Here is a 20,491-nt window from a genome sequence, read left to right as displayed (position 1 = left end):
TATTCAGAAGCGCCTTAGAACTCCGCAACATTCTTCGGTTAGAATACGCCAAACAGTAACAGGATGCCGCCACAATGTGGACGATTTACCACAACCCCCGCTGCTCAAAATCCCGCCAAACCCTACAGTTATTGCAGGATAACGGTATTGAACCGGAGGTGGTTCTCTATCTACAAACCCCACCTTCTGCCGAGGATATTCAGCAGTTGCTACACAAACTGAATATTGATGCACGACAGTTGTTGCGCACTGGTGAAGAACCCTACAAGCAGTTAAACCTGAAAGACAAAGATCTGGCAGAATCCCAGTTAATCGACGCAATGGCTCAAAACCCTATTTTGATCCAACGCCCGATCGTTATAAAAGGTGACAAAGCAGTGATAGGGCGGCCCCCTGAAAATGTACTGGGATTGATCTGATGGATCGGGACAACGAAGGCTATGTCCTCATCCTCTACTACAGCCGCACCGGCGCCACAGCGCGCATGGCCACCGAACTGGCTCGCGGCGTAGAGGCCAGCGGGATTACCGCTCGCCTGCGCACCGTGCCCGGCGTATCCCCAGACACCGAAGCCAGCGAGCCGCCGGTACCCACCGAAGGTGCCCCCTACTGTACAATCGAGGACCTGCGCAATTGCTCCGGTTTACTGATGGGCAGCCCCACCCGCTTTGGCAACATGGCCTCTCCGCTGCGCTATTTCCTTGACCAAACCAGTGATATTTGGCTCGATGGCAGCCTTACCGGTAAGCCGGCTGCGGTATTTACCGCAACTGGCAGTCTTCACGGTGGTCAGGAAACTACGCTGGTATCCATGATGCTGCCCCTGCTGCACCACGGCATGTTAATCGCCGGCATCCCATACTCCGAAGCCGCCTTAATGCGCACCCGCACTGGCGGCACACCCTATGGTGCCTCACACTGGTCCGGTGAACACGCCACATCGCTTTCCGATGACGAAGTAACCCTGTGCCGAGCACTGGGCAAGCGAGTCGGCAGCCTGGCACAGACGCTGGATAATGCACATAACGGCGACAACTAGAGGATAAAGTGTGAACGATTCTGTACAGCGCAAGCTCAAGATAGCGCTGCGAATTAACTGGATTTGTTATATCGGCATGCTCGTACTGTTTGTCGTCTGGAATCTATTCCTCGAAGGCGGCTCATTGTTCCTGTGGTGCTTGCAGACCATACCACTGCTGTTGGTACTACCTGGGTTACTAAAGCAGCACTATCGTAGCTATCTGTGGCTCTGTTTTATTCTTTTGCTGTATATCACTGCCAGTATTGTCGACGTAATGATGCCTACACGCGGCTGGCAGGATGGCGTACTGGTAGTCCTTAGCCTTATCCTATTCTTTTCATCAATGATGAGCAGCCGCTGGCATCGCATGCAATAGCCACCGGCACTACTCACATTGCTAATGATTTTGTAACTGATAAATAGACAACGCTTGCCCCTCAGCGCACTAAGGAGTTTTGAGGTTTGACTGATTCATCCAATGAGAAAGGACTGTTCCGCAGCTTTTTTGGTGCCATTGGCGGCTCAATTACCTGGCTGAGGCGAGTGTTTACCAACCTGGTGTTCCTGTTAATACTGGTATTCCTGGGTATCGCAATTTTTGGCAAGGACGAACAGCTGGTAGTCCCACAAGGCGCGGCCCTGCGCGTGGCTCCGAGTGGATTTCTGGTAGATGAGCTCAGCCAGCCCAGCGGATTACCGATTTTCTTCGGCGGCTCCCAGGGGCCAGCGGAAATCAGGGTTAAGGATCTTGTCGACTCTATCGACAAAGCCGCACAGGACAAACGCATTTCCGCACTGGTGCTGGAGCTCGACAATATGGTCGGCGGCAGTCTCAGCAAGTTAGACGAGATTGGCGCAGCCCTGCAGCGCTTCAAGGCTGCCGACAAGCCCATTTATGCGGTGGGTGATAACTACACCCAGGCGCAATATTTCCTCGCCAGCCACGCCGACAAGGTGTACCTGAATCCAATGGGTTCCGTGATGCTCACCGGCTTTGGCGTCTATCGGAATTACTATAAAAGCGCCCTTGAAAAGCTCAAAGTCAATTTCCACGTGTTCCGCGTTGGCGACTACAAGGATTTTATCGAACCCTATACTCGCGACGACATGTCTCCGGCTTCTCGTGAGAATAACCAGCGCTGGCTGCATGAACTCTGGAGTGAATACACCGAACAGGTGACTGGCCTTCGCAACCTGCCAACTGAAAGCATCGATCTATTTATCGACGAGTTACCCCAGAAACTGCAGCAGCATGAGGGCGACTGGGCACGTACTGCTCTGGCCAATAAACTGGTCGACCAACTCGCCAACCGCAACTTGGCTGTTCAAGAGCTACGCAAAACCATTGGTGAAGATGAGAACGATGAACGCAGTTATAAAGCCATCGATGCCCTCACCTATTTGCGCAGCCAAAAACTCAGCGAAGTCGCCGCCAAGAAAGAACCCAATAAGATTGCCTTAATCACGGCAAGCGGTTCTATTGTCGATGGCCGTGCCCCCGCCGGCAGGATCGGCAGCGAAAGCCTGGGAGAACTAATCGCACAGGCGCGCAAAAAAGAAGTTGATGCACTGGTTCTGCGCATTGACAGTGGCGGCGGCTCCGCCTTCGCGTCAGAAGCAATTCGACAAGAGTTACTCGCCACCCGCGAAGCCGATATCCCTGTCGTTATCTCCATGGGCAGTCTGGCCGCATCTGGTGGCTACTGGATTGCTACCGGTGGCGATCGAATCTGGGCCTCTCCCGCAACCCTGACAGGCTCCATTGGCGTATTTGGCGCCTTCCCGACCTTTGAGGATTCCCTCGAGGCACTGGGTATTTATACCGATGGTGTGGGCACTTCAGACCTGGCCGGCAGCATGCGCTTGGATCGTGCCCTACCCGAGGCAGCCGCCAGTATCCTGCAACAGGGAGTGGATAATACCTACGCCAGGTTCCTGAGAATTGTGGCCGAGTCCCGTGGCAGCACTCCCAAGGAAGTGCACAAAATTGCCCAGGGCCAGGTCTGGACCGGGCGCGCGGCTAAAAACCTGGGGCTGGTAGACGATCTGGGCAATCTCAACGACGCCATTGCCGACGCCGCACAGCTTGCTGAGATCGAAGAATACGATGTAATAGAGATCCAGCGCGAGCTGACTCCCGGCGAAAGATTCCTGCGCGCCCTGAGCGATAATGTGGATGCACGTATCGCCGCCAGCCTTGAGGCAAACCTGCCACTCGGCGCCTGGTTAAACAGCTTACAACCGGTTTTGGCACCAATCGGCGAACTGCAGAGCTTCCGCGACCCGCGCGGACTCTACGTGCGCTGCCTGCCCTGCCTAGCCCCCTAAAAGACTTCATCGCCTCTAGCCTGCGCCGGCTCAATGCCGACGCGGGCGCCCATAAAGCTCACGCAATTCATTTTTCGCGGCCTCCAGGATTCTGCGCCTGCGCGCAGGTAAATGGTGACCCGCACGATTGATATAAAAAGTGAGCATAGACATGGCTGAACGGAAAGGCTCTGATTTGCGCTGCTGACTGGCCTCAGCTGCACTCTTCAGGGATTTGGCTATCGCTTTTGGATCATCCAGGTTAAATACACCGGCTTCAAGGTCCAGCGCATGGCTGTTTGTCGTGACTCTCTGTGACCATTTGGCACTTTTTACTGATACCAAACCCCACCTCAATAACCGCAGTTCCCTATTAAATATATGGTGGCTCAACCGGATTTGGTCGTTGCGGGATTCCTAAGGAGCCCCTGAATAACTCCGTAATGCCTCTGCGGGTCTTGAAGGGTGCAGGTGTAAGGCGCAGCTCGCCGCGAATGGCCGTAGCCCTTTGCAAGAGCTGTAACGCAGCAGATGCGGCCTTCAAGGCCCGCCCTTCGGGGCTTGCAGAGGTATCACGGAGCTATTCAGAGGCTCCCTAAACCTCGCTATCGGAAATTTTAACCTGCCGTAGAGCCCCACTCATGGCAACCAGTGCGAATGCCAATAAGCTCAGGATTCCCGCCCACAATAGTGTCGTCAGAGGCGCTGCAACCTCACTCAAAACACCCGCTGCCAGGGCTCCCAGCGCCGCAGAGCCAAATAGGGCAAATTGATAAATGGAGATAATGCGACTGCGATAATCCGCCGGCGCCAGCAATTGCACGATGCCTCGCCCCAACCCAGCGGAGGCTGCCGCAACCGCCCCCCAACACAGACACAACAGGATCAACCCAAACTTTGTTGGCCCCAGGCTGATAGCAATCAAGAGTGCAGCGCTGTAAAGCAAGCACATCAAAATTCCCCGCCCTGGCTCCTGTCCCTGGCCCCGTCTCAACATAGTCACCGTCGCGATCACCGTGCCCGCTATAAATGCCAGCTGCAGGGTCGCGTAGTAACCGGCACCGCGACCGTAGTCCTCGGCCAGTAACGGTAAGACCACCAGGAAAACCCCGATATGCACAAAGCCATTGAATGCCATCAATGCAGTCAGCTCCCGCAAAACCGGGTGTTTCCATGCCTGACTGAGACCATCCAGAATCAGGGTGTGGGGTCGCTTCTCTGGTGCCTTTTGACGCTCTTGAGGCTGGCGCAAGGAGAAAAGCAATAATGAAGCCACTAGCACAACGGCAATCTGTACACCCAGCAAGTGCTGCAAGCCCCACTGGTCAAATCGACTCGCTAGCAACATTCCCACTGCCTGGCCGCCGTACTGCGCCAACATCATCCAGGTTACGGTTTTTTGCACGCCCCGCTCAGTGGCCTGCCCCTTGCGGTTGCGGGCACTGCGCTGCACCAAGTTATCCCGTGCCGGCTGTAAAAAAGCGCTGCACACCCCCAGGCAAATTCCGTAAACCATCAAGGTGGATAAATTCAGGACATGGAAGGTGAAATACAACAACAATGCGGTATGACAAAGCGCCAGGCCCAAACAGGCTAGAGCCGACACCAGAGCCGGGTCTCGCCTATCCGCCAAAGCACCGCCAAACAACAGGAATACCAGGTTTGGCAGCAATACTGATGCCTGAATCCACCCCAATTGCAGGGCCGGAAGATCCACGATCGTCAGCGCAATCCAGGGCAGCAATATCACCTGCAACCCGGTTGCCAGGGAGGTGCCGCTATAGCCCAACAGAAACCTTTGCAATTGGGTTGGCATTCTAGATACGAAATAACTCAATGATTAATAACCTGCCAACTCACGCTTGTGCGGCGTCATATTTGCCGAGTGCCGCAACCAGAAATACCAGCTTGATAGCTTCCGAAGTGTTCTTAGCCCAGAGCCATCACCACCATAGGCGGCAGACTCAAAAGCCTCTGTCACTGCTGCGGCATAACCAGACACCTCCGGTTTTTCCTCGGCAATCCGGCGGGCATAGGATCCTGCAGTCTCACCGGAATGCCGCTGGACCCCATTGCGGGCCATGCGCCGGCAAAAGCGCTGGTAGAGCTTCTCCGCAGGCGCCAACTTGGGTCCTCCTGCGGAGCGGGCCGCCCATAAACTGATCCCCAACAAAAGCACAAGAATCGGCGCCCCCAGTAATAGGGCGATACGCATTGGAGACAGATCACCAAATAGCCGCTGTAACAAATTCTGCTGTCGATCGGCATCAAAGCTCACTACGGTTTGATACCAACGGTAGTTGATCATATCCCACTGTAAGCGCAACTGGCTGAGAATGCCGATACGGTGCAAGGGAAATAGGGAGTCCTGCATAAACTCTTCACCCGCCGCACTCTCCAGACCGTCGCGCACCCGCTCCGGAGCTACTGCCGCTGTGGGGTCTACACGCTGCCAGCCTTGGCCGTCGAGCCAAATTTCTGCCCAGGCATGGGCGTCGTACTCTCGCACCAATAAGTACTCTTCTCCACTGACCCACTCACCGCCCTGGTAACCAGCCACTACTCGCGCCGGTATCCCCGCTGCGCGCATAGCAAACACATAACTACCGGCAAAGTGCTCGCAGAAGCCCTGCTGGCTATCGAAAAGAAACTCATCAATAGTATCGCCGCCCAGTGCTGGAGGCTTCAGGGTATAAGTGAAAGCACTGTGGAAGTGCGACAGCAGCTGGGCGGAAACCGCCTCAGCACTGAGCCCCTGATCTCGCAGGGAAGCCATCCACTGACGAGTACGGCTATTGCCGTAACTGGGAAGTTGCAAATTCCTGCGCCGCTCCGCATTGCTGAGAGTAGCACTGAGTGACAGGGTTTCTCTCGGCCAGGAACTTACTTGGTAAGAAAAGCGGTTGAAAACCGGGGTCCGTTTTACCAGGCGATCATCCGTTGTCTCTCCCACACCCGCGCTCTCTGAAGCCGGTTTTGCCATAGCGAATAGCCAGGGACTGCGGCTCGCTTCCTGGATAACCTGGTAGCGATAACGGGGACCCACTTGCGGAAGCACCTGCTCACCACTTCTCCAATACACTCGCCCGCCATTTCGAGGGTCAACACCATAGCCCTGGCGCCAGGTACGTCCATCAAATTCCGAGTACACCAAGCCCCTCCAGTAGCGCTGCTCAGGCGGGGGGACAGGTCCATCAAAGGAGATACGCAAGGTCGGCTTGCTGGATTTGGAAAGCTCAGTAAAGTCTCCCGGGGCCATCGAATCACTGACACCAGTACGCCCAGCGGAGGTATTCTGCGGCACAGACCAAAGGGGCCCCAGCCTAGGTATAACCAAAAACAACAACACCATTAACGGCGTGGCCTGTGCCACCAACCGCAGGGATAACCCCAGAGCCCGGCGCGGGCGCGCACTAAAGTGTCCCAGCTGCGCCGCCATGGCTGCAGTAATTACCAACACACTCAGTAGACCGTAAAGTGCATAGGGAATGGTCTGCTCTTGCACAAACAGAGTGGCGGCTACGAAGTAGGCCAGCAGTAGACTGACAAAGGCATCCCTGCGGCTGACCAGTTCGAGATTTTTCAGGGTGAATGACAGCGCCAAGAGTGCAATCATCGGCTCCAAAGCAAACAAGCGCCGATAGGACAGAGCCAGTCCCGCCACCGTCAATAGAATCACTGTCAGTTTAAGAGCGCGGCCGGGTAAATCTCTGCGCCCGCGAAAGACTTCCAGGCGCCAATAAACCGCAAAGGCCCAGGCAAAAGCCACCCACAGTGGCAGCATTGTGAATTGCGGCAAAAGGGCGACAAACTGGGCAGCAAAAATCCACAGCAAACTTTCCCTGGGCAATAAATCCTTATTCGCAATCATCACTGTCCTCGCCCGGGGTACAGGGCCAATGCCTGCAAGACCTGCTGCTGATGCTCGGGACCGAGCGAAGGCTCTATTGAAATGCCAGGCAGGCACAAACCATATGCAATGCCTTGCTTTTCCGCTTGTAGGGTCCAGTCACAGAGATTGCTCAGGCGCATCTCTATATCCCTACCATCGAGTAAACCCCAGTCGAGCCACAAGCGCGTGTCAGTTTTGCGCTCATAGTCCTTGCTGTAAAGATCGCGTCCGGCCGCGTATTGCTTCCAGGCTACATGGCGTAACGAGTCACCCGCTTGATAGGGTTTTAGCGCGGCAAAATCATCTCCCCCCCGCTTCACCTCACCAAACTCCCCCTCGGCAACAGTCTCTCCTAGCGGTAAAGGACCCGCAGAAATTGGACGGGGGTAAACCAAAAATTCAACATCCAGGTCAATGCGGCTCCAGCAGCGAAATAACCCGAGAGGGAAACGACTTTCAACCCTCAACCGAGGTGCCTGCACTCGCCCACGTTTTACTACCGGCATAGAGATACAAATATCCGCACTTTTCTGCTCGCACAAATCCACGCGACTGCCCTGCTCCGGTGGCCAACTCAGCTCGAGCCATTCCCGCTCCCGCTTGCCCTCACAACTGACATTAATTTCCGCCTCGGCAAAATCACCAGCAAAAGCTGCTCGGGTATCCACAAGGCGCAAGTGCACGCCACTTAAATTGGCAAAGGTGTGTAGTGGTAGCACCGCCAAAATGCTGACCAACAAAAATGTCAGAGCGAAAACCAGATTGTTTTCATAATTGGTGCCCAGCAACCACAATAATGCCACCACTATTAGGAAACCTAAGCCTGCGCGCGTGGGCAGGATAAATAATCGGCTGTGGTTCAAGGTAATCGCTCGGGCCCGCGGTGCCCGGCGACTAAGCCAGCGCTGCATAAGGTTGCGCCAATACCCCACCAGTAGGTATATCGGATTGCGGGAAGGGTTCTGACGCTGGGGGTGACTTACACTCATCGATTCAGGCCGCGATCACATCCACTTGGCGCATCAGACGCTCAACTAACTGCTCGCCGTTGCTGCCATCGCTCTGTAATCGGTGTCCTGCCACCGCCGGCAACACAGCCTGGATATCCTCAGGCAAAACATGGCCGCGATTGTGAATCAACGCCCAGGCTTTGGCTGCGCGCAAAAGGGCCAAAGCGCCTCGGGGTGATAAACCCACTGCGCAATCCGGGCTCTGGCGGGTTTGCAAAACCAGTCGCTCAAGGTAATCCAGCAGACTGTCAGAAGTTTTCACCTGCCCAACCAGGCTTTGCATTTTTCCGAGTGTGGCAATATCAATTCTGGGTTTTAGTTTCGCCAGCTGCTGCCTCGGATCGGCCCCCATAAACAAAGCCCGCTCCGCCTCCCGGGTGGGATAGCCGAGACTGATACGCATCAGGAAGCGATCCAGTTGGGATTCCGGCAATGCAAAGGTGCCCGATTGTTGCATCGGGTTTTGCGTGGCAATCACAAAAAATGGCTGGGGCAGTGTGCGGGTCTCACCATCGACACTCACCTGGCGCTCTTCCATGGCCTCTAGCAGCGCACTCTGGGTTTTTGGCGATGAGCGATTAATCTCATCCGCCAATAACACCTGGCTAAACACAGGTCCCTCGTGAAAGTGAAATTGGCTGGACTCCCGATCAAATATCGAAACACCAAGAATATCTGCCGGTAACATATCGCTGGTGAACTGCACCCGCTTATACGTTAGCCCCAGCACCTGTGCGAGTGCATGGGCCAAGGTGGTCTTACCCATACCCGGTAGATCTTCGATTAACAAGTGGCCTTTTGATAACAAACAGGCCAGCGCCAACTTCACCTGGCGCTCTTTACCCAATAAAACGCTGCCGATATCAGACACTATGGCGGAAACTATTTTTTGCACGGCAAATCCATTACTGCTCAATTTTTCTAAAGGGGGCTATTTCTGCATACCGACAGGGGCGCGACAAAATGCAAACGCTACCGGTAGCAGCGGACAGTATTTCACTGTCCGCTAATAATCATAGGTAGCTGGGCGCTTACACCAGCGCTTATAGTTGGGATAATCCACGCATCAGGTCGCGCTTGAGGTCCTCAACATTTTCCAGCCCTACCGAAACACGAATTAAATTTTCGGTAATTCCGGCGCGAGCCTTATCTTCATCACTAAGGCGGCCGTGGGTTGTCGTGGCAGGGTGCACAATAGTGGTTTTTGCATCCCCCAAGTTGGCGGTGCAGGAGAGGATTTTACAATTGTCGATCACTTTCCAGGCAGCTTCGCGACCACCGCGCACAGTAAAACTCAGCACTGCACCAAAAGCGTCTTGCTGTTCCCGCGCTAGGCGGTGTTGGGGGTGTTTAGGCAAGCCAGTGTAATTTACCTTCTCAACCATCTCCTGCTCATCGAGCCACCAAGCCAAGTCGAGTGCATTGGTGCAATGCGCCTGCATACGCAGCTTTAAAGTTTCCAGGCCTTTGAGGAATACCCAGGCATTAAACGGGCTCATACTCGGTCCGGCAGTGCGCAGGAAAACCACCAACTCATCCATTACTTCCTTGCGACCAACAGCAACACCGCCCAGGGCCCGGCCCTGGCCGTCGAGGAATTTGGTTGCGGAGTGCACCACAATATCAGCGCCCATGGATAGGGGGCGCTGCAGTGCCGGGGTACAAAAACAGTTGTCGACCACCAGCATGGCACCAGCGCTGTGGGCGACCTGTGCCAACGCGCGGATATCGGCTACTTCACACAGAGGGTTGGAAGGCGTCTCCATAAACAGCAGCTTGGTGGAACCATCTACGGCCTGCTTCCAGGCATCCATATCGGTCAAATCAACATAGCTCACCCGCACGCCGAACTTTTCCATATAGCGGCCAAATAAAGCCGTAGTTGTGCCGAAAACACTGCGGGAACAGATAACGTGGTCGCCACTTTTCAGTAACGCCATACAAATACTGAGAATGGCAGCCATGCCGCTAGCAGTGGCTACCGCAGCTTCACCACCTTCGAGAGCAGCGATGCGCTCTTCAAAAGTACGCACTGTGGGGTTGGTATAGCGGGAGTAGACGTTGCCGGAGCTTTCGCCAGAGAAGCGTGCAGCAGCCTCTGCAGCGGAGGGGAAAACATAACTGGAGGTGAGGTAAAGTGCCTCGGAGTGCTCTCCTTCCGGTGAGCGAACCTGGCCGGCGCGCACCGCCAGTGTTTCCAGAGCGTAACCGTCGTCTTCAAACATATACCGCTTCCTGGTCAGTATTTTTGGAAGCAGCCATCTTAACCGAAACGATCTTAACTGGCGCCCTCTTCTGCCGCGAGAAAAGGACGCTTACGCTTTTTTACTATTGGCAGGCTACAAAAAACGGTTTTTTGCCGCCCGCCAAATCAGGTGAGGGATATTTAGATATTCCCCCAAAGGACGAATTACAAAGCGTTGGCGTCGGCCTTTTTACGCTTGGCCGTATCATTGCGCTGAGCGTGCAGATCGTTTAGGTATTCCTCGTCCACATCACCGGTGATGTAATTGCCGTCGAATACAGAGCAATCAAAGCGATCAATTTTTTGCTTGCCACCACTGGAGCTGACTACCAGATCTTCCAGCTCCTGGTAGATCAACCAGTCTGCGCCAATCTCCTCACAGATTTCCTCGGTGGTGCGACCGTGAGCCACCAGCTCAGTGGCGGAGGGCATATCGATACCGTAGACATTCGGGTATTTTACCGCTGGTGCAGCACTGGCGAAGTACACTTTGGCAGCACCGGCATCGCGGGCCATCTGGATAATCTGCTTACAGGTAGTACCGCGCACAATGGAGTCATCTACCAGCAACACATTCTTGCCACGGAATTCCAGCTCGATGGCGTTGAGCTTCTGGCGAACCGACTTCTTGCGCTGCTTTTGACCGGGCATGATAAAGGTCCGGCCGATATAGCGGTTCTTCACCATACCTTCACGGAATTTCACCCCCAAGCGGTGGGCTACCGTCTGACCTGCCGTGCGGGCAGAATCCGGGATCGGGATAACCACGTCGATATCGTGATCCGGGCGCATGCTGAGAATTTTGTCCGCCAGATGCTCACCCTGACGCAAACGCGCCTTGTGTACCGATACGCCATCCATAATGGAGTCAGGACGGGCAAAGTACACATGCTCAAAAATACAGGGAGTCAAAGACGGGTTATCTGAACACTGCTCGGAGTGCACAGTGCCATCCAGTTCGATATAGAGCGCTTCGCCAGGAGCGACATCGCGCACCAAGGTGTAACCCAGTACGTCCAGAGCCACGGACTCGGAAGCCACCATATATTCGGTGCCCTTCTCGGTTTCACGCTTGCCGTAAACCAGTGGGCGAATTCCGTTGGGATCGCGGAAAGCAACAATGCCGTAACCGACAATCAGGGCAACGCAAGCGTAGGCGCCGCGCACGCGCTTGTGTACAGAGCGCATCGCACTGAAGATATCTTCGGCTTTCGGCTGCAGCTTGTGCAACTTGTGCAGCTCGTGGGCGAACACGTTCAGCAAAACTTCCGAATCAGAATCTGTATTGATATGGCGCAGGTCCTGCTGGAAGATCTCATCGACCACCTCGTGCACATTGGTGAGGTTGCCGTTGTGAGCCATGGCGATGCCGTAGGGAGAGTTCACGTAGAACGGCTGAGCCAGCGCCGGGCCGGAGCTACCGGCAGTGGGGTAGCGGACGTGACCAATACCAAAATTGCCTTTCAGACGCTCCATGTGGCGCGCGCGGAATACGTCGCGAACCAGACCATTGGCTTTCTGCTGGTTCAGGCGATCATCGTCACAGGTAACGATACCGGCGGCATCCTGTCCCCTGTGCTGTAGCAGAGTGAGCCCATCATAGAGCTGCAGATTGACGTCACTCTTACCGACGATACCGACGATACCACACATATATTTGACCCTATTGACTCGAGAAGAGCGCTTTTGGCGCTCTATTTAAAACAACTTTACGAAGAATTCCTTAACGGAGCCCGCCAGCTCCCGCGCACTATCCTCAAACTCGAGGAAATGGGGAATCAGAACAGACTGACTCCACCAGCTGTCCTGTTCCACCGGCACCAATGCCGGGGCCAGGATCAACAGCGCCATCACGACAATGGCTCCCCGCACCAAGCCAAACGCCATTCCCAGCACTCTATCTGTACCGGATAGCCCAGTTGCCTCAACAAAGGCAGAAAGCACCATGTTGAGACCGGCGCCAGCGAGTAAGGTGCCGATAAACAGGATGCCAAAAGCTGCAATCATTTGGAGGGAGGGGGTGTCGACGAGGTTGGATAGCATTGGCGCCAGCTGGTCGCGAAACATCATGGCGACGATAAAGGCGGCAATCCAGGTAAGCAGAGACAAGGTTTCCTTGATGAAACCTCGACTAAGGCCGATAAGCGTGGAGATACCCACAATAGCCAGAATGATCCAGTCAGCCCAATTCATTCAATCCTACCTGCGTGGCGGCTGCTGCCGCGAAGAGCGCGCATTCTAACTGAAGGGACTAAGCGCGTGAAGCCGTAGGCCAACCGATTGGAATTTATTACTTGTAGTACCGCTTTCCCTGGACGTTTGGCGCAGTGGCAATCGGTTAATTGCGAATAAAAGTGCAAAGTGGAAGTCTGCCAGCGAGTTACCACCATCCTCCTCGGACTGAAATGGTGGCAACCTGAAGCCAAAGGCCCGATCAGGCCTTGAACTGAAGCACGAGAGTCTGGGCTTTCAGAAGGGTATCCAGTTCTTTTTTCAGCTGATGGGCATCAGCCTTGTTGACCTTTGGCCCAACAAAGACCCGCACCAGGCGACCCTTGTCTGTATCCACTGCCCGAGTATAGGCACTGTAGCCCTCGTTCATCAGGCGCAAACGCAGCTTGTCCGCATTGGACTCATCCCGGTAGGAAGCCACTTGAACCACCCAGGCCACAGGCAGGCCATAGGCATCCACAAGGGGCGAGGCCCCCTTTTTCGGCGCGGCCAGTTTTTCCTCCGGCTCATCACTCTTGGCGATCTCTGACCGCTCCTCTCCCTCATCAGCTACTGGAGCCTTCGGGTTGGAGAAGTTCTCTGGCAGGTCCGGCTGGAAAGCCTCACCCGGCGCCGGTGCAGGCATAGCATCCGCTACCGGTTGCGGCTCGGCAATTTCAATAGGGCGTATATCCGGCTCCGCCGGAATCTGGCTGGTTTCACTGATATTGCCTGCGGCCTCCCGGTCCAACAGGCTGGGCAAGAAAATAACGGCAAGCGCAGCTAACACCAGCGCACCGACAATGCGCTGCTTAAATCCGTCGTTCAATCGCCCTCGGCGGGAGGGTTTACCCTCGCAATTCTCCATTACCTTCGTCTCGCATCTGCTGCAGAACCTCAGCCACAGTAAAGAAGGAACCAAATACAAGCAACCTGTCTTGTGGACCAATGGTCGGCAGCAGCTGTTGTAAACCATCGGCGACGCTTGGACAGCGGCTATCGGCGTTCGTTGCCTCAACACCTGCTGCGGCCAGACCTTCCAGCAAGGTCTCTCCGCTCGCAGCGCGGCTATTACCTGGTAACTCTGCGGGGTGCCAAGCATCCACCACATCCCGCAAAGGCGCGAAGAGTCCCACCAAATCCTTATCGGCCATAGCCGCTACCAGCGCATGGGTCTCACCATCTACAGGGTGATCTGCAAGCCATTTAGCCAAGTGTTCGGCCGCTGCCGGATTGTGCCCCACATCCAATAGCAAGTTGCGCCCCTGCCATTGAACCTGCTGACAGCGCCCGGGCAGGGCAATTTCAGCCAGTGCAGATTCTATCCCACCCTGGGGCAATACATTGAGCAGAGCCAGCGCGGTAATCCCAGCAGCGATACTTGGGCGCGGCAAGCTGATCGGGGGGATCACAAGTTCCAACTTACCAAAGCGGTAAAGTTCTTTTTTACCCTCTCCCAAATTAAGAGAGAAATCCTGACCTATAAAGTAACTGGAACTGGACAATTTTTCTGCCGCAGACAGCACAGATTGGGTGGGATTGCTATCAGCACAGACAAAAGGCGCCCCGGCACGCAGGATACCGGCTTTCTCACGGCCGATTATTTCCCGGTCACTGCCAAGCCAGTCCTCGTGATCAATGGCAACACTAGTGATAATAGCGAGATCCGCATCCACCAGGTTAACTGCATCCAGGCGTCCACCCAGGCCAACTTCCAGAAGTGCAAACTCGACGCCTACCTTTTGAAATAACCAGAGCGCCGCCAGGGTGGTATATTCAAAATAGGTCAGGCTGGTCTCACCGCGAGCAACCTCGATAGCCTCAAACGCCAGCACGAGATCTTTATCGGCAACCTCTTCACCCCCGATACGCACCCTCTCGTTAAAGCGCAGAAGGTGTGGGGAACTGTAAGCGCCTACGGAGCGCCCCCCCTTACACAGCAGCGCCTCCATAGTCGCCACGCAGGAACCCTTACCATTGGTGCCCGCCACAGTAATCACTGTCGGTGCCGGTTTCTGGATACCCAGTGCATCGGCCACAGACGCGACGCGCTCAAGACCTAATTCAATTTCGGAAGGGTGCAGCTGCTCCAGGCGGGAGAGCCAATCTTGCAGTGAAGGCATAGTTGAAAACATCGATGATGGGGGCTGCAATCAGCGGAAATTAAGCTGATCACAGCATTACCCCAAGGGAATGGAAATCAGTTGCCGGTCAGTTTACCCAATATGCGGGACACTGTAGAGCGCATTTCCTTGCGAGGAATAATCATATCAATTGCGCCGTGCTCCAGCAGGAACTCACTGCGCTGGAAACCTTTCGGCAATTTCTGGCGAATGGTCTGCTCAATAATATTCGGGCCGGCAAAACCAGCGCGCGCTCCGGGCTCCGCCGCGTTGATATCACCCAGCAGGGCCAGGGATGCGGAAACACCACCGTAAACCGGGTCAGTCATAATGGAGATATATGGCACGCCGGCCATCTTCATTTTTTCCAGCACCGCCGAGGTTTTGGCCATCTGCATCAGGGAGATCAGGGCCTCCTGCATCCGGGCACCACCGGTAGCAGAGAAACAAACCAACGGGATACGCTGCTCCAAGGCACGCTGAGCGGCACGGGTAAAGCGCTCACCGACCACATAGCCCATGGAGCCACCGTGGAAAGCGAACTCAAATGCTACCGCTACCAGGGGGGCACCATTCAGGCTGCCCTGCATGGCGATCAGGGCATCCTTCTCACCAGTGGACTTTTGTGCCTGTACCAAGCGGTCTTTATATTTTTTAACGTCTTTAAACTTCAGGCGATCAACCGGCTGCACATCGGTGGCCAGCTCTTCACGACCTTCCTCGTCGAGGAAGATATCCAGGCGGCGACGGGCGCCGATTCTAAAGTGGTGATCGCACTTGGGGCACACATCCAGATTGCGTTCCAGCTCCGGGCGATAAAGCATCGCATCGCATTTGACGCACTTCTTCCAAACCCCCTCGGGGACCTTGCTGCTGCCGGTGCGACGCTCTGTGCGAATTACCGCAGGGACAATTTTTTCTAACCAGCTCATCTCGTTTCCAAATCCGGAGGCTTTCTTTGGGCCGGCACATTTTACCGACCAGTGGGTTTCAGGCTAGGAATTAAAACACTAAGCTGAACAACAAACCCGGCCAGATCAGCCGCTATTTTTGGCTTTCTGGCCAGCTTTGTGCTTAGACCTATAGCTGCTTTTAGCGATCCAGGGCTTCGCGCATCTCGCTGACAATGGCCCCAACCGCTGCTTTAGCGGCTTCCAGGTCTGCCGCCGCATCTACTGCCGACACCAGCACGCTACCGACCACAGCACCGTCGCCATGGGCACTGACCTGGCGGGCCGAGGTACCATCTTTGATACCGAAGCCAACACACAGGGGCAGATCGGTAAACTGGCGAATATGGTCCAGATTGTCACGCACTGAATCCAAATCCAGGTGGCCTGCTCCGGTAACCCCCTTCAGGGATACATAGTAAACAAAGCCACTGGCGACATCGGTAATTTCACGAATACGCTCTTCAGTGGTGGTAGGCGTTAGCAGGAAGATATTGCGCAGGTTGCGCTCCGCCAAAAAGGCATTCAGGGAACCGGACTCTTCAGCCGGCAGATCTACGGTCAGGGCACCATCGACACCCGCAGTGGACGCCGCTTCAGCAAACTCCAATTCACCCATACGCTGAATAGGGTTGGCATAGCCCATCAGGATTACCGGGGTGTCACTATCCGACTGACGAAATTCTTTCACCAATGCCAAACATTTGCGCAGCGAAGCCCCATTGGCCAGTGCGCGCTCATGCCCTTTCTGAATTACCGGGCCCTCTGCCATGGGGTCGGAAAATGGCACCCCCAGTTCAATAACATCGGCCCCGCTGGCCACCAACTGATGCATCAACGGCACAGTATTTTCCAAGCCGCCATCGCCAGCGACAATATAAGTTACCAGCGCCTTGCGGCCCTCATCGCGCAACTTGGCAAAGCGGCGATCAATTCTATTTTGTTCTGTCACAGTTTATTCCCTGAGCTACTCCTGGCAAAAAGCCAGCTCAATTATTTGATCCTCACCCATTTTGCCCGCCTCAGAGGCGGGCGGTGATATTGCTACACCTCGATACCGTCGATAGCGGCAACGGTGAAAATATCCTTATCGCCTCGGCCGGAGAGATTCACCAGGACATTCTGCTCAGGGCTCATGGAAGCCGCCAACTTGAGCGCGTACGCGACTGCATGGCTGGATTCCAATGCCGGCAAAATACCCTCAGTGCGAGTGAGACGGCGGAAGGCATCCAGGGCTTCATCATCATCGGCCGTGACATATTCCACCCGGCCGATATCTTTCAGCCAAGAGTGCTCAGGGCCAACACCCGGGTAGTCGAGCCCCGCAGAAACCGAGTGAGTCTCGATAATCTGGCCGTCATCATCTTCCATCAGGTAGGTGCGGTTACCGTGCAGGACACCGGGAATACCATCATTCAGTGGTGCAGCATGCTTACCGGAAGCCAGGCCTTCACCGCCGGCTTCGACACCAAACATTTTCACTTCAGCGTCATTCAGGAATGGGTGGAACAGGCCGATCGCATTGGAACCACCACCGACGCAGGCCACCAGCGCATCGGGCAACTGGCCAAAGCGCTCCAGACTCTGGCGACGGGCTTCACGGCCGATAATAGAGTTGAAGTCGCGCACCAATTGCGGATAAGGGTGCGGACCAGCCACAGTGCCGATAATGTAGAAAGTATTATCGACATTGGTTACCCAATCGCGCATGGCTTCATTCATGGCGTCCTTTAGGGTCTTGGAACCGGATTCCACCGGCACCACTTCTGCCCCCAGCAGCTTCATACGGTATACGTTGGGGGATTGGCGCTTAACGTCTTCCGCACCCATATAAACCGTACACTGCAAACCGAGACGCGCCGCCACGGTTGCCGTAGCCACACCGTGTTGACCAGCGCCGGTTTCGGCAATTACGCGGGTCTTACCGCTGTGTTTGGCCAGAAGTGCCTGGCCCACCGTGTTATTTACCTTGTGCGCACCGGTATGGTTCAGGTCTTCCCTCTTAAGCCAGATTCGCGCACCGCCCGCCTGCTCAGTCAGTCGCTCAGCAAGATACAGCGGCGATGGCCTGCCTACGTAGTGCGCCAGATCGTGATCAAAGGCAGCGACAAAATCCGGATCATCTTTCAGGCGGCTATACATTGCCTGAAGCTCATCCAATGCGCTGATCAGCGTCTCCGATACAAAGCGACCGCCGTAGGGACCAAAATGTCCGCTCGCATCCGGGAAGGTGGAAAAATCGATAGCACCTGGCTTACTCACACTCATACTCCGTGGGTCACGTGGGGTTAAAACTTTCTTTCTGTTTACCTACTGTTTGAATAGTTCTTCCTGAACTATTCAAACGTCGCCAGAAAATACTGGCGCAGATGCGTCGATCTGCTGGTATTTGCTGGCTCGCGCCGGCCAGGCCGGCGGGCGGCACTTCCCTGTGCCGCTTCAATACTATTAGCCGTAGTTCTCCCTGAACTATTCAAACGTCGCCAGAAAATACTGGCGCAGATGCGTCGATCTGCTGGTATTTGCTGACTCGCGCCGGCCAAGCCGGCGAGCGGCACTTCCCTGTGCCGCTTCAATACTATTAGCCGTAGTTCTCCCTGAACTATTCAAACGTCGCCAGAAAATACTGGCGCAGATACGTCGATCTGCTGGTATTTACTGGCTCGCGCCGACCAGGCCGGCGAGCGGCACTTCCCTGTGCCGCTTCAATACTATTAGCCGTAGTTCTTCCTGAACTATTCAAACGTCGCCAGAAAATACTGGCGCAGATGCATCGATCTGCTGGTATTTACTGGCTCGCGCCGGCCAAGCCGGCGAGCGGCACTTCCCTGTGTCGCCTCAATACTATTAGCCGAGGTTCTTCCCGAACTATTCAAACGTCGCCAGAAAATACTGGCGCAGATGCGTCGATCTACTGGTATTTACTGGCTCGCGCCGGCCAAGCCGGCGGGCGGCACTTCCGGTAACGCCTCTAAATCTATCTCTTCGCCGCGCTGACAAACGCAAAAACTTTTTCTCGATCCTTGCGTCCCGGCTGACGCTCTACACCTCCGCTCACATCCACCCCTTGTGGGCGCGCAGCTTCTACTGCTGCAGTTACATTCGCGGGATTCAAGCCACCGGCAAGAACGATCGGGCGACTGCTATCCTGGGGAACCCTGTCCCAATCAAAGGTCTCTCCGGTGCCACCGGGGATACCGGGCCTGTAAGCATCCAATAGAAAACCCCGGGCTTTGGGGTGCTCAGTCATTGCGGCTTTGACATCGAGGTCATCTTTCATCCGCAACGCTTTGATATAGGGGCGCCGGAATTGTTCGCAGAAACGGGCTCTTTCATCGCCGTGGAATTGCAACAGGTTAAGCGGCACCGATTCCAGTACAGCGTCCACCTCACTCTGTGCCGCATCGACAAATAACCCCGTCAGGGTGACAAATGGGGGAACTGCTGCTGCAACTTTAGCTGCCATATCAAGATCGATATAGCGCGGGCTCGGCTTATAAAATACCAGGCCCAACGCGTCGGCACCCGCATCTACAGCCATCAGGGCATCTTCTATACAAGTGATGCCGCATATTTTTACTTGCATCGTGTAACCTGGACTCAGCCGGCTGGCCGATCAAAAGAGGGAACCACGGATACTAGCAGATAGTCAGAAGGCGCGAAATGCACGCCCTCTCCCAGATTTGCTTTAGCCTCGAAAAATTCAGCAGTCTAACTGGAAAGCAAAGCACCCAAAGGCTGTGGCACCAGCAGTGGCCCAGGCTCACATTGGGGAAGCTGGAAATGATCCGGGTAGCGCACATCAACGAGATACAAGCCAAACGGCGGCGCAGTAACACCTCCAGCGGAGCGGTCCCGCTGATCCAGCACCTCTTTTACCCAAATTGGTGGACGCTCCCCTCTCCCCACAGCCATCAAAACCCCGGTGATATTGCGCACCATATGGTGAAGGAACGCGTTAGCACTAATCTCCAAGGCAATCAGCTGACCCACTGGGGCAATATCCAGGCGGGTAATTTCACGCACCGGGCTCTTGGCCTGACACTGAGAGGCGCGGTAGCTGGTGAAGTCGTGGCGGCCGATCAAGTAGCTGGCTCCCTCACGCATCGCCTCCAAGTCCAGTGGGTGCTGGGTCCAGGTTACCTCAGCGGTGCTGTGGGCCGAGCGGGTTGGTGCACTGTGGATCAGGTAGCGATAACTGCGTGCGTGAGCGGAAAAGCGTGCATGGAACTGCGCCGGCATTTCCCGAGCCCAGCGCACCCGCACTGAATCCGGCAACTTGGTATTAACTCCCTGCACCCAGGCGCGGTCCGGGCGCTGCGCTCGGGTATCAAAATGAATGACCTGATTGGTAGCATGAACGCCCGCATCGGTACGCCCGGCACAAACCAGGGTCACAGCCTCCGCTGCAATAGTGGATAAAGCCCGCTCCAGATGAGCCTGGACAGTCTCCGATGCAGACTTCTGCTTCTGGAAACCGTGCAACTTGGCTCCGCAGTATTCAACGCCCAAGGCCATGCGGCGCAGCCCTTCGGGCAGCCCCTCACCTTCAGGGACCTCCCCATTGGGCTTGTAAATATATTCCCTCTGCGTCACCTGACTCATATCACCAAAACCACTTGCTCTCCCCGCTGCGACTGCGCCGGGTAAAAATCACTGCCGGGAACTTCCCGGTAAAAATAAAAAAACCTCGCAACCAGTGCGAGGTTTTTTCAAAAACGGAATATGCTGC

General features: G+C 55.2%; 20 protein-coding genes. 5 read left to right on the top strand and 15 right to left on the bottom strand.

What is annotated here, in order from left to right:
- Positions 1 to 74: 74 nt before the first annotated feature.
- From arsC to sppA, 4 genes are all read left to right on the top strand, one after another.
- Positions 75 to 419, top strand: coding sequence for an arsenate reductase (glutaredoxin) (arsC, locus tag ACJJIQ_RS03355; protein WP_445363697.1), 345 nt, complete (start codon positions 75 to 77; stop codon positions 417 to 419).
- Entirely contained in the window at positions 419 to 1,039 is a 621-nt protein-coding gene (gene wrbA / locus ACJJIQ_RS03350) for an NAD(P)H:quinone oxidoreductase (protein ID WP_413664963.1), read from the top strand. The genes arsC and wrbA overlap by 1 nt, the downstream gene beginning before the upstream one ends.
- A 10-nt stretch (positions 1,040 to 1,049) precedes the next feature.
- Positions 1,050 to 1,397, top strand: a complete 348-nt coding sequence (locus ACJJIQ_RS03345; RefSeq protein WP_413664962.1) for a DUF2069 domain-containing protein — start codon at positions 1,050 to 1,052, stop codon at positions 1,395 to 1,397.
- Between the two features lie 86 nt (positions 1,398 to 1,483).
- Complete coding sequence (gene sppA, locus ACJJIQ_RS03340; protein WP_413664961.1) at positions 1,484 to 3,349, top strand: signal peptide peptidase SppA; 1,866 nt, start codon at positions 1,484 to 1,486, stop codon at positions 3,347 to 3,349.
- Between the two features lie 30 nt (positions 3,350 to 3,379).
- On the opposite strand, the gene ACJJIQ_RS03335 is transcribed toward sppA, so the two are convergent.
- From ACJJIQ_RS03335 to trpB, 13 genes are all read right to left on the bottom strand, one after another.
- Positions 3,380 to 3,673 carry a DUF3175 domain-containing protein gene (locus ACJJIQ_RS03335; protein ID WP_445363696.1) on the bottom strand — a complete coding sequence of 98 codons (294 nt, stop codon included), beginning with the start codon at positions 3,671 to 3,673 and terminating at the stop codon, positions 3,380 to 3,382.
- 250 nt (positions 3,674 to 3,923) lie between these two features.
- A complete protein-coding gene (locus ACJJIQ_RS03330; protein ID WP_445363695.1) occupies positions 3,924 to 5,144 on the bottom strand; it encodes an MFS transporter in 1,221 nt (406 codons plus the stop codon).
- Between the two features lie 24 nt (positions 5,145 to 5,168).
- A complete protein-coding gene (locus ACJJIQ_RS03325; RefSeq protein ID WP_445363694.1) occupies positions 5,169 to 7,199 on the bottom strand; it encodes a transglutaminase TgpA family protein in 2,031 nt (676 codons plus the stop codon).
- Positions 7,199 to 8,131 carry a DUF58 domain-containing protein gene (locus ACJJIQ_RS03320; RefSeq protein ID WP_445363693.1) on the bottom strand — a complete coding sequence of 311 codons (933 nt, stop codon included), beginning with the start codon at positions 8,129 to 8,131 and terminating at the stop codon, positions 7,199 to 7,201. The genes ACJJIQ_RS03325 and ACJJIQ_RS03320 overlap by 1 nt, the downstream gene beginning before the upstream one ends.
- 82 nt (positions 8,132 to 8,213) lie before the next feature.
- A complete protein-coding gene (locus ACJJIQ_RS03315; protein ID WP_445363692.1) occupies positions 8,214 to 9,125 on the bottom strand; it encodes an AAA family ATPase in 912 nt (303 codons plus the stop codon).
- Between the two features lie 148 nt (positions 9,126 to 9,273).
- Positions 9,274 to 10,455 (bottom strand): O-succinylhomoserine sulfhydrylase, encoded by a 1,182-nt coding sequence (locus tag ACJJIQ_RS03310; protein WP_282931879.1) that lies wholly within the window; start codon positions 10,453 to 10,455, stop codon positions 9,274 to 9,276.
- A 185-nt stretch (positions 10,456 to 10,640) separates the two neighbouring features.
- Positions 10,641 to 12,128, bottom strand: a complete 1,488-nt coding sequence (purF, locus tag ACJJIQ_RS03305) for an amidophosphoribosyltransferase (RefSeq protein WP_282931878.1) — start codon at positions 12,126 to 12,128, stop codon at positions 10,641 to 10,643.
- Between the two features lie 45 nt (positions 12,129 to 12,173).
- Positions 12,174 to 12,668, bottom strand: coding sequence for a CvpA family protein (locus ACJJIQ_RS03300; protein ID WP_282931877.1), 495 nt, complete (start codon positions 12,666 to 12,668; stop codon positions 12,174 to 12,176).
- Positions 12,669 to 12,909: 241 nt separating this feature from the next.
- Positions 12,910 to 13,554, bottom strand: coding sequence for an SPOR domain-containing protein (locus ACJJIQ_RS03295; protein ID WP_444935390.1), 645 nt, complete (start codon positions 13,552 to 13,554; stop codon positions 12,910 to 12,912).
- The gene (gene folC / locus ACJJIQ_RS03290) at positions 13,535 to 14,809 is read right to left on the bottom strand and encodes a bifunctional tetrahydrofolate synthase/dihydrofolate synthase (protein ID WP_445363691.1); all 1,275 of its coding nucleotides are present in this window, start codon (positions 14,807 to 14,809) and stop codon (positions 13,535 to 13,537) included. Before folC ends, ACJJIQ_RS03295 begins: the two co-directional genes overlap by 20 nt.
- A 77-nt stretch (positions 14,810 to 14,886) precedes the next feature.
- Positions 14,887 to 15,741 carry an acetyl-CoA carboxylase, carboxyltransferase subunit beta gene (gene accD, locus ACJJIQ_RS03285; RefSeq protein ID WP_282931874.1) on the bottom strand — a complete coding sequence of 285 codons (855 nt, stop codon included), beginning with the start codon at positions 15,739 to 15,741 and terminating at the stop codon, positions 14,887 to 14,889.
- A 160-nt stretch (positions 15,742 to 15,901) separates the two neighbouring features.
- The gene (trpA, locus tag ACJJIQ_RS03280) at positions 15,902 to 16,711 is read right to left on the bottom strand and encodes a tryptophan synthase subunit alpha (RefSeq protein WP_445363690.1); all 810 of its coding nucleotides are present in this window, start codon (positions 16,709 to 16,711) and stop codon (positions 15,902 to 15,904) included.
- Positions 16,712 to 16,803: 92 nt separating this feature from the next.
- On the bottom strand, positions 16,804 to 18,027 hold the full coding sequence (gene trpB / locus ACJJIQ_RS03275) for a tryptophan synthase subunit beta (protein WP_108732438.1): 1,224 nt from the start codon (positions 18,025 to 18,027) through the stop codon (positions 16,804 to 16,806).
- A gap of 500 nt (positions 18,028 to 18,527) precedes the next feature.
- Here trpB and ACJJIQ_RS03270 point away from each other — a divergent pair, with 500 nt between their 5' ends.
- Positions 18,528 to 18,725, top strand: coding sequence for a hypothetical protein (locus ACJJIQ_RS03270; protein WP_445363689.1), 198 nt, complete (start codon positions 18,528 to 18,530; stop codon positions 18,723 to 18,725).
- A gap of 11 nt (positions 18,726 to 18,736) precedes the next feature.
- Here the strand turns inward: ACJJIQ_RS03270 and ACJJIQ_RS03265 are convergent, their stop codons facing one another.
- Together ACJJIQ_RS03265 and truA are read right to left on the bottom strand one after the other, a co-directional pair.
- Positions 18,737 to 19,345, bottom strand: a complete 609-nt coding sequence (locus ACJJIQ_RS03265) for a phosphoribosylanthranilate isomerase (RefSeq protein ID WP_444916533.1) — start codon at positions 19,343 to 19,345, stop codon at positions 18,737 to 18,739.
- A gap of 125 nt (positions 19,346 to 19,470) precedes the next feature.
- The gene (gene truA / locus ACJJIQ_RS03260; RefSeq protein WP_445363688.1) at positions 19,471 to 20,364 is read right to left on the bottom strand and encodes a tRNA pseudouridine(38-40) synthase TruA; all 894 of its coding nucleotides are present in this window, start codon (positions 20,362 to 20,364) and stop codon (positions 19,471 to 19,473) included.
- Positions 20,365 to 20,491 lie beyond the last annotated feature (127 nt).

It is taken from the genome of Microbulbifer maximicatervae (SeqCode), from assembly GCF_052468295.1.
Note: the sequence above shows the minus strand (reverse complement) of the source record. Positions and strands in the feature narration are given on the sequence as shown.

Coding starts and splice junctions, on each gene's coding strand:
- arsC (WP_445363697.1), top strand. CDS start 75: ATGTGGACGATTTACCACAACCCCCGCTGCTCAAAATCCCGCCAAACC.
- wrbA (WP_413664963.1), top strand. CDS start 419: ATGGATCGGGACAACGAAGGCTATGTCCTCATCCTCTACTACAGCCGC.
- ACJJIQ_RS03330 (WP_445363695.1), bottom strand. CDS start 5,144: ATGCCAACCCAATTGCAAAGGTTTCTGTTGGGCTATAGCGGCACCTCC.
- ACJJIQ_RS03325 (WP_445363694.1), bottom strand. CDS start 7,199: ATGATTGCGAATAAGGATTTATTGCCCAGGGAAAGTTTGCTGTGGATT.
- ACJJIQ_RS03320 (WP_445363693.1), bottom strand. CDS start 8,131: ATGCAGCGCTGGCTTAGTCGCCGGGCACCGCGGGCCCGAGCGATTACC.
- ACJJIQ_RS03310 (WP_282931879.1), bottom strand. CDS start 10,455: ATGTTTGAAGACGACGGTTACGCTCTGGAAACACTGGCGGTGCGCGCC.
- purF (WP_282931878.1), bottom strand. CDS start 12,128: ATGTGTGGTATCGTCGGTATCGTCGGTAAGAGTGACGTCAATCTGCAG.
- ACJJIQ_RS03300 (WP_282931877.1), bottom strand. CDS start 12,668: ATGAATTGGGCTGACTGGATCATTCTGGCTATTGTGGGTATCTCCACG.
- ACJJIQ_RS03295 (WP_444935390.1), bottom strand. CDS start 13,554: ATGGAGAATTGCGAGGGTAAACCCTCCCGCCGAGGGCGATTGAACGAC.
- folC (WP_445363691.1), bottom strand. CDS start 14,809: ATGCCTTCACTGCAAGATTGGCTCTCCCGCCTGGAGCAGCTGCACCCT.
- accD (WP_282931874.1), bottom strand. CDS start 15,741: ATGAGCTGGTTAGAAAAAATTGTCCCTGCGGTAATTCGCACAGAGCGT.
- trpB (WP_108732438.1), bottom strand. CDS start 18,027: ATGAGTGTGAGTAAGCCAGGTGCTATCGATTTTTCCACCTTCCCGGAT.
- ACJJIQ_RS03270 (WP_445363689.1), top strand. CDS start 18,528: ATGCATCGATCTGCTGGTATTTACTGGCTCGCGCCGGCCAAGCCGGCG.
- ACJJIQ_RS03265 (WP_444916533.1), bottom strand. CDS start 19,345: ATGCAAGTAAAAATATGCGGCATCACTTGTATAGAAGATGCCCTGATG.
- truA (WP_445363688.1), bottom strand. CDS start 20,364: ATGAGTCAGGTGACGCAGAGGGAATATATTTACAAGCCCAATGGGGAG.